At 70.1% G+C, this 8,440-nt stretch carries 7 protein-coding genes; 3 read left to right on the top strand and 4 right to left on the bottom strand.

Going from position 1 to position 8,440, the window contains the following annotated elements; all coding sequences use genetic code 11:
* The coding region (locus Q0L11_RS08110) for a M28 family metallopeptidase (RefSeq protein ID WP_296596561.1) at nucleotides 1–1,010 on the bottom strand (1,010 nt) is incomplete at its 3' end.
* Nucleotides 1,011–1,069: 59 nt separating this feature from the next.
* Nucleotides 1,070–1,795: a TetR/AcrR family transcriptional regulator gene (locus Q0L11_RS08115; protein WP_296596562.1), complete on the bottom strand. Its 726-nt coding sequence runs from the start codon at nucleotides 1,793–1,795 to the stop codon at nucleotides 1,070–1,072.
* A gap of 232 nt (nucleotides 1,796–2,027) precedes the next feature.
* On the opposite strand from Q0L11_RS08115, the gene Q0L11_RS08120 reads away from it, so the two are divergent.
* From Q0L11_RS08120 to Q0L11_RS08130, 3 genes are read left to right on the top strand one after another with little or no spacing between them, the layout of a single operon-like run.
* Nucleotides 2,028–3,446: an efflux transporter outer membrane subunit gene (locus Q0L11_RS08120; protein WP_296596563.1), complete on the top strand. Its 1,419-nt coding sequence runs from the start codon at nucleotides 2,028–2,030 to the stop codon at nucleotides 3,444–3,446.
* Between the two features lie 8 nt (nucleotides 3,447–3,454).
* The gene (locus Q0L11_RS08125) at nucleotides 3,455–4,525 is read left to right on the top strand and encodes an efflux RND transporter periplasmic adaptor subunit (protein ID WP_296596564.1); all 1,071 of its coding nucleotides are present in this window, start codon (nucleotides 3,455–3,457) and stop codon (nucleotides 4,523–4,525) included.
* The gene (locus Q0L11_RS08130) at nucleotides 4,522–7,644 is read left to right on the top strand and encodes an efflux RND transporter permease subunit (protein WP_296596566.1); all 3,123 of its coding nucleotides are present in this window, start codon (nucleotides 4,522–4,524) and stop codon (nucleotides 7,642–7,644) included. The genes Q0L11_RS08125 and Q0L11_RS08130 overlap by 4 nt, the downstream gene beginning before the upstream one ends.
* A gap of 26 nt (nucleotides 7,645–7,670) precedes the next feature.
* On the opposite strand, the gene Q0L11_RS08135 is transcribed toward Q0L11_RS08130, so the two are convergent.
* A complete protein-coding gene (locus tag Q0L11_RS08135; protein ID WP_296596567.1) occupies nucleotides 7,671–7,958 on the bottom strand; it encodes an EscU/YscU/HrcU family type III secretion system export apparatus switch protein in 288 nt (95 codons plus the stop codon).
* Nucleotides 7,955–8,440, bottom strand: a 486-nt coding sequence (locus tag Q0L11_RS08140; protein ID WP_296596568.1) for a flagellar hook-length control protein FliK, incomplete at its 5' end; no start/stop codon positions are given. The genes Q0L11_RS08140 and Q0L11_RS08135, both read right to left, overlap by 4 nt.

The raw sequence follows: 8,440 nt of genomic DNA on the forward strand, positions 1-8,440 counted from the left end.
TTGTAGATCTTGTCGCCCCTGGCGTCGGGCAGGCCCACGCCCAGGTGGTCCCAATGGGCGGTGTAGAACACGCGCTCGTCGGGATGCTTCGCCCCGGGGATCGCGCCGACAACGTTGTGCGAGACGACCTTCTGGGCGTCGACGGCGTAGTCGGTGGAGAAGGTCACGCCCTTCAGCTCCACCGGCTTGAAGGCTCGGGTCTGGGCCTGCTTCTTCAGCGCCTCGAAGTCGAGTCCGGCGGCCTTCATCAGGTCCACCGCCACGTCGCGCTGCACCCAGCCTTCCAGCGGCGCATGCTCGGTGCGCGGGTCCTTGCGGATGACGTCGAAGATCTCGTTGGTGTTTGAGTTCTTCACCGTGGCCCAGCCGTACGAGGCCGGCGCCGTCTCGTGGATCACCAGGAAGCCGATGGCCCCCTGGCGCGCGGCCTCTTCGTACTTGTAGGTCCAGCGGCCGTAGTAGGTCATGGCCTTGCCGCCGAAATCACCCTGTCCGGTCTCGAAGTCGGGGTCGTTGACCAGGACCAGCGCCACCTTGCCCTTCAGGTCCATGCCCTTGAAGTCGTCCCAGTTGCGCTCGGGGGCCTTCACGCCGTACCCGACGAAGACCACCGGGGCGTCCTTCACGGTCAGGTGGTCGCCGATCATGGTGGCGCGGACGGCGATCTGTTCGCCTTGGGTCCAGGCGGTGGTCTGGCCGTTCACGGTGACGCTGGCGTTCACCGGGCCCTTGGTCGCCGAGCGGACCAGCGGCACGTCCTGGGTCCAGGCGCGGGCGCCGTCCTTCTGCTTGTCGCCGGCAGGCTGCAGGCCGGCCGCCTTCATCTGTTCGATCAGGTAGGCGATGGTCTTCTTCTCGCCCTCGCTGGCCGGCGCCCGGCCCTCGAACTCGTCGGAGGAAAGGACCTTGATGTCGGCCATGATCCGGCCGGCGTCGACCGCAGAGGGGGCCGCCACGGCGGAGCTGGAAACGAGGACCGCGACGGCCGCGCTCAGGAGAAGCTTGTGCATTACAGGACTCGAAAAGGGGAGGAAGGCGCCGCGACCCTAGTGGGGGTTCGGCGTCGCCGCTAGGCCTTCGCGCGGCGCGCCTCGATCAGCGCGCCGATCCCGTCGAGCACGGTGCCGAGACCGAAGCGGAACCGCCACAGCGGGTCGGCGACCTGTCCCTTGTCGGCGTTGCGCCAGGCCTCGCCCAGCCGGAGCACCCGCGGGAACTTGTCGGGGTCGAGCTGCGCGGTCAGCGCCGGCTCGGCCATCGCGAACCACTGCTCGTCGGTCAGGCCGCTGACACGCTCGACTTCCCGCGCCTCCCGCGCCTCCAGCAGGGCGCCGACGAGGAAGCTGTGCAGGACGTCGATCACGAGGTCCTTGGTGATGTCGTCCAGTCCCGTGCCGTCCAGGATCTTCAGCGCCACTTCGTGCCGCGCCACCAGGTTCGGACCCAGCGGCGGCCGGTGCAGCGCCAGGTCCAGCATCCAGGGATGCCGCTCGGCCAGCGTCCAGCGCGCGCAGGCCAGCACCGTGAGCGCCTCCCGCCATTCGAGGCCGTCAGCGGCCATCTCGCCGGATTCGCCGATCACGCGGTCGAACATCAGGCCGACCAACTCGGCCTTGGACGGCACGTAGGTATAGACGGCCATCGGCGAGACGCCGAGCTTCTGCGAAACGCGGCGCACCGAGATCGCCTGCAGGCCCTCGGCGTCGGCGACGGCGATCGCGGCCTCGACCACCTGGTCCACCGAATAGCGCGGCTTCGGCCCCCGGCGTCCGCGCTCGGCGAGACCCCACAGCAACTGTATGCTGCGTGTCGGGTCCCCCCCGCCTGCGAATTCCCGCGTCATCGTCCCGGCCACATTACAGATAAAACACTTTACATCATACGGAGTTTAGGCGAGACGGCTTTCCGCACGGTGACCATGAGAGTCGCCGGCGGAGGCGATGTCGGGAATCTGGGGCTCCACGCAAGAATTTGCGTTGGGCGAGCAAGGTCCTATTCAACAACGCCGGTTTAGTAGCCTGACGACGATGCTCCGCCGCCCCGGCCTTTACGCCGCCCTGGCCGCCCTCGCGGTCAGCGCCTGCGCCACGCCCCGCAAGGCGGACGTGGCCTTGCCCGCCGCCTTCGAGGCGCCCGCGAGCGCGCCCGCCGGCGCGTTGGCGCTCGACACCTGGTGGACCGCCTACGACGATCCCGAACTGACGGCTCTGATCGAACAGGCGCTGCTCCGTAACCCCGACATCCGCACGGCTCGCGCGCGACTCGACGAGGTCAAGGCGCAGCGGACGAGCGCCATCCTGCAATACCTTCCCCAAGGCGACGCAACCGCCAGCGGCCGGCGCGCGGACACCGAGCAGATCGGCGGCTCGGCGGCCAGCATTCCGGGCTTCAACACCAGCGGCGTCAGCAAGCAATACCAGGGGACGTTCAACGTAAGCTGGGAAATCGACCCCTGGGGCCGGGCGTTCGCGGCCTACAGGTCGGCCAACGCCGAGGTGGACCGGGTTCGCTTCGCCTACGAGGTGACCCGCGCGCAACTGGCCGCGGACACCGCGGACGCCTGGTTCCAGGCCCGCGGCCTGGCCATCCAGCTCGCCGATGCGCGGGAGACCGCGCGGATCCAGCAGGAGCTCTACGACATCGCGGCCAAGCGCGCCGCGATTGGCCTAGCCGCGGGCAGCGAGCCCGACCGCGTGGCCGGCGACCTCGCCCAGGCTCAGGCCCAGGTGGCGGCGCTCGAGGCGCAGCTCCAGGTGCAGAAGCGGGCCATCCTGGTGCTCACCGGCCGGATCGTGGAACCGACCGCCAACACCAATGCGCCGCCCGAGGCGGGCCAGGCCCCGGCTGTGCCGGCAACCCTCCCCAGCGAGCTGCTGCAGCGCCGGCCCGACGTGCGTCAGGCGCAGGCCGCGGTCCGCTCCGCCGCCGGCCAGCAGCGCCTGGCGCAACTGGCGTTCTTCCCGACCTTCACCTTCAGTCCCGGCCTCGGCTGGTCGCGGATCGAACAGCCGGGTTTCTCCAGCGAGACCCAGAACTGGTCGATCGGCGGCTCGATCATGCAGCCGGTGCTGTCGATCCCGCGCCTGCTGTCCGAACTGAAGGTGCAGAACGCGCGCACCGAACAGGCCGTCACGGCTTATGAGAAGACGGTCCAGACCGCGTTCCAGGAAGCCGAGGGCGCTCTCGTGAACCTGGACGCCGACCGCAGGCGCGTGACGCTGCTGGCCGACGGCGAGGCCAGGGCCCGCCGCGCCTACGAGGCCGCGCGCACCGGTTACGCCCGAGGTCTCACCGACCTCAACACCGCCCTCTCGGCCGAGCAAGCCTGGCGCTCCGTGCGGGCCCAGCTCACCTCGGCCCAGGTCCAGGCGCTCCGCCGCTCCGTCCAGGCCATGAAGGCCATCGGCGGCGGCTGGCCCGCCCAGACCTACGCCGCCGCCAAATGAGACGACGCATGAAGCTCGCGAAACTCCTCGTCCCCATGGTCGCCGTGCTGGCGCTCGCCGGCTGCAAGAAGCCGACCCAGACCCAGACCGAGGCGCAGCGCGCGCGGGCCGTCACGGTCACGCGCATCGAACCGCGCCCCATCGTGGGCTCCCTGACCGCGTCGGGCGATCTGATCCCGCGCGAGGAAGCCGCCGTGGCGCCCGAGGTGTCCGGCTACCGCGTCGCCAAGGTCCTCGCGGACGTGGGCGACTACGTGCGCGCCGGCCAGACGCTGGTGCAGCTCGACCCGACGCTGCTCGAAGCGCAGATCGCCCAGGCCCAGGCCCAGGCCTCCCAGGCGGAAGACCAGGCCAAGCGCGTCTCTGGCCTCGACGGCACGGGCGTGCTGAGCCAGGAGCAGATCGCCCAGCGGCGCTTCCAGGCCGAGATCGCCCGCGCGAACCTGCGCCAGTTGCAGACCCAGCGGCGGAAGATGTCGGTGACGGCTCCGGTCTCCGGGCTGATCCTCGAACGGACCGTCCGGCCGGGCGATCTCTCGGCGATGACCACCACGCCCTGGTTCCGCATGGCCCGGGACGGCCAGGTGGAACTGTCCGCCGATCTCGCCAGCGACGACCTGGCCCGCGTGCGCGTGGGGCAGATCGCGTCGGTGACCCTGCCGGGCGGTGTCACGGCCCAGGGCCGGGTCCGCCTGATCAGTCCGCAGATCAACGCCCAGACGAAACTGGGCGAAGCGCGGATCCTGTTGCCGGTTCGCCCGGACATCCGGTCCGGCGGTTTCGGCCGAGCGGTCTTCTCCGACGCGGCCAGCGACGTCCCGGCCGTGCCCGAAGCTGCGATCCGCTACGACGCCGACGGCGCCAGCGTGATGGTGGTCGGCGCGGACAACCGCGTGAAGCGGGCGCTGGTCCAGACCGGCGCACGCGGAAGCGGCCTGGTGCAGATCGTGAAGGGCCCGCCGACCGGCACGCGCATCGTCGCGAGCGCGGCCTCCCTCTTCCTCGACGGCGACCTGGTCCGGCCGGTCGACGGCGCGGCCGCTTCGGCGCCCGCGGCTAAGGCGGCGGCCGGGAAATGAGCGAGCCCAACCGCCATTTCGCGATCTCTGCCTGGGCGATCCGAAATCCGATCCCCGTCGCGGTGCTGTTCATCGGTCTCGTGATGGCGGGGCTGATCTCGTACACCGGCCTCGCGGTCAAACAGTACCCGAACATCCAGTTCCCGGTGGTGGCGGTGACCGTCACCCAGAGCGGCGCCGCGCCCGGCGAGATGGAAACCCAGATCACCCGTCCGGTGGAGGACGCCATCGCCGGCGTCACCGGGGTGAACAACGTCTCGTCGGTCGTGACGCAGGGGGTTTCCACCACCTCGGTCGAGTTCGAGATCGGCGAGAACCTCCAGAAGAAGACGGACGAGATCCGTTCGAAGATCGACCAGGCGCGGGCGCAGCTTCCGCGTGACATCGACGAGCCCCAGGTCACCCAGGTCGAGGTGGACTCGGCTGCGCCCATCCTGACCTACGCGGTTTCGGCGCCGTCCATGACGGACGAGGAGCTGTCGTGGTTCGTGGAGGACACCGTCTCGCGGGTCCTGCAGACGGCGAAGGGCGTGGCGCAGGTGAGCCGCGTCGGCGGCGTGGCCCGCGAGATCAACGTCGTCGTCGACCCGGACCGCCTGGCGGCGCGGGGCCTGACGGCGCCGCAGGTCAACAATGCGCTGCGCAGTTTCCAGGTCGATGCCCCCGGCGGGCGATTGGTCGTCGGCGGCCGCGAGCAGACGTTGCGGGTGCTGGGCACCGTGAAGACCGTTGCGCAACTGCGCGAACTGACGATCCCCACCGGAACGGGCAGCTTCGTGAAGCTGTCCGACGTGGCCGACGTAGGCGACGGCGCCTCCGAGGTGCGCGGCTTCGCGCGCCTGAACGGTCGGCCCGTGGTGGGCTTCCAGGTCTCCAAGACCAAGGAGGCCAGCGACGTCACGGCCGAGGACGCGGTCGTGGCCAAGCTCGCCGAGATCGAGAAGGCCAACCCCGGCGTGAAGTTCTCGAAGATCTTCTCGTCGGTCGATGAGACCCGCGCCAGCTTCCGCGCCACCCAGCACGTGCTGGCAGAGGGCATGGTGCTGGCGGCGATCGTCGTCTTCTTCTTCCTGCGCGACTGGCGGGCCACGGCGATCACCGCGCTGGCCATGCCCATCTCGTTGATCCCGACCTTCTTCGTGATGAAGACGGCCGACTTCTCGCTCAACATGGTCACCCTGCTGGCGCTGACGCTGGTGATCGGCATCCTGGTCGACGACGCCATCGTCGAGATCGAGAACATCGAGAAACGCGTCGAGCGGGGCCAGCGCCCGTTCCAGGCGGCGCTCGAAGGCGCGGACGCCATCGGCCTCGCGGTGGTGGCCACCACCATGGCCATCGTGGTGGTGTTCACGCCGGTCAGCTTCATGCCCGGCATCCCCGGCCAGTTCTTCCGCGAGTTCGGCCTGACCGTCTCGGTGGCGGTTCTGTTCTCGCTTGTGGTGGCACGTCTCGTGACGCCGCTGATGGCCGCCTACTTCCTGAAGGCCAAGCCGCACGCGAAGCCGCGCAAGCCTTTCGAAGGCTTCTATCGCAAGGCGCTGGAATGGGCGCTGGCCCACCGGATCATCGCCTCGATCGTCGGCGGGATCATCTTCGTGGCGTCGCTCATGCTGGTGCCGATGCTGCCCCAGGGCTTCCAGCCGGCCGGCGATCCCGACTACATGTACGTCGAGATCCAGGGCCCGCCCGGCGCCACGCCGGCGGACATGGAGCACACCGCCCAGCAGATCGACGCGCTGTTCCGCAAGGAGCCGGAAGTCACGAACGTCTTCGTGCAGATCGGCTCGACGGTCTCCAGCTTCGGGCCCGGCATGTCGGGCGGGGGCGGCGACCTGCGCAAGGGCACCGCGACCATCCTGCTGCGCCCGGACCGCAAAGTCAGTGGCGACGACATCCGCAATCGGCTTCGCGAGGAGCTTCGCAAGATTCCCGACGCCCGCCTGGGCTTCCTCAGCTTCGAGGGTGGCGCCGGCTTCCAGCAGATCCTGACCGGGGACAACCCAGAGAACCTGGAGAAGGCCGCGCTGGAGCTGGAGCGCCAGATGCGCACGCTGCCCCAGGTCGCCGACCCGAAGCAGGCGAACCCGCCGGTGGGGCCGGAGATCGTCATCCGGCCGCGGTCCGACGAGGCGGCCCGCCTCGGTGTCTCGTCCGACACCATCGCCAGCGTCGTCCGCATCGCCACCGTCGGCGACATCGACGCCAACGTCGCCAAGTTCAACGAGGGCGAGCGGCGGGTGCCGATCCGCGTCCGGCTGCCGGCGACCGCCCGCACCGACCTGCAACGGCTGCGCGACCTGCAACTGCCGACCGCGTCGGGCGGCACGACCACCCTGGGCAGCGTGGCGGACATCACCTTCCAGGCGGGGCCGGCCCGCATCGACCGCCTGAACCGCGAGCGGCGGATGACGGTCGAGGCCGAGCTGAACGGCGGCTACCAGTTGGGCGAGGCCCAGAAGGCCGTGAACGGCCTGGCGATCATGAAGAAGCCGCCCGAAGGCGTGCGGCCCGCAGCGATTGGCACGTCCGAGGCCATGGCCGAGCTGTTCGGCGGGTTCGCGGTCGCGATCTTCGCCGGCGTGGCGATGATCTACGGCGTGCTGGTGCTGCTGTTCCGCAGCTTCTTCAAGCCGGTGGTGATCCTTTCGGCGCTGCCGCTCGCCGTGGGCGGCGCCTTCCTGGGGCTGCTCGCCTTCAATCTCTCGCTGTCGATCCCGTCGCTCATCGGCTTCCTGATGCTGCTGGGTCTGGCGGCCAAGAACTCGATCCTGCTGGTGGAATACGCCATCGAGCGCGAGCGCGAGGGCATGAGCCAGCACGACGCCCTGATCGAGGCCTGCCGCGAGCGGGCGCGCCCGATCGTGATGACCACCTTCGCCATGGCCGCCGGGATGCTGCCGACCGCCTTCGCGCTGGAGAAGGGCGCCGAGTTCCGCCAGCCCATGGCCGTCGCGGTGATCGGGGGCCTCATCACCTCGACCGTGCTGTCGCTGGTGCTGGTGCCGGTGGTCTACCGGTTCGTCGACGATTTCGAGAACTGGCTGAAGCCCAAGCTGGCGCGCCTCGTCACCCCGCGCGATCCACCGCGCGCGGCGGCGCCCGAGGATCGTCTGTAGGCTTCGTGAAGATGTTGCTCGGCGAATTAGCGGTGCGCCGGTCGCCCTGAGGACTCTGCCTCGGCCGCGCGCAGGATGAAGGCGATGATGACCGCGACAGCCTCGTAGAGCTGTTCGGGGATGTGCTCATCCAGAGGGATCGACGACAGGGCTTCCGCCAGCGCGGCGTTCTCCTCGATCGGCACGCCGTGTTCGCGGGCGGTATCGACGATGCGCTGCCCTAGGTCGCCCCGGCCCACGGCGACCACCTTGGGCGCGCTGGGCGCGTCGTAGCGCAGGGCGACGGCCAGGCGGGGCTTGTCGGGCGTCCTCACGAGCGGTGGTCCAGCAGGCGGCCGGGCGGAGGCGCCGCCCCGGTCGGGGCGCCGGCGCGGAAGGCCACATCGCCGCCGAGTTCGTCCGCCAGTTCGCCGCCTCGTTCGCGAAGCCGCGACAGGGCTTCCGGCGTTTCGGCCCAGAGCGTCGCGGCGGTGCGCCCGCCTGTCATCCGCAGGTTCACATGGACAGGTCCGAGCGGGGGCAGGTCGAGGGCGAAGCGCGCCCGCCATATCGGTCCCGCGCCATCGGCTTCAGGCGGCGCGTCGTCAGCCTCGATGGCGAACTGGGCGATGGCGGCGCCCTGTGGCGTCGCCAGCGGCAGCTCGAACAGCCAGTGCGGCGGGCCGCCGTCTGGACCGGAGGCGAGCTGGCAAAGGGTTTGGCGCGCGAGCGCCTGATCGACGTCGCCACGAAGCCGGTGGATCAGTTCTGCGGGCCCCGCCTCGGGATCGAGGCGAGCTTCGGCGGGCGGCTGGCC

The organism is Phenylobacterium sp., assembly GCF_024508875.1.
Taxonomy (GTDB): Bacteria; Pseudomonadota; Alphaproteobacteria; order Caulobacterales; family Caulobacteraceae; genus Phenylobacterium.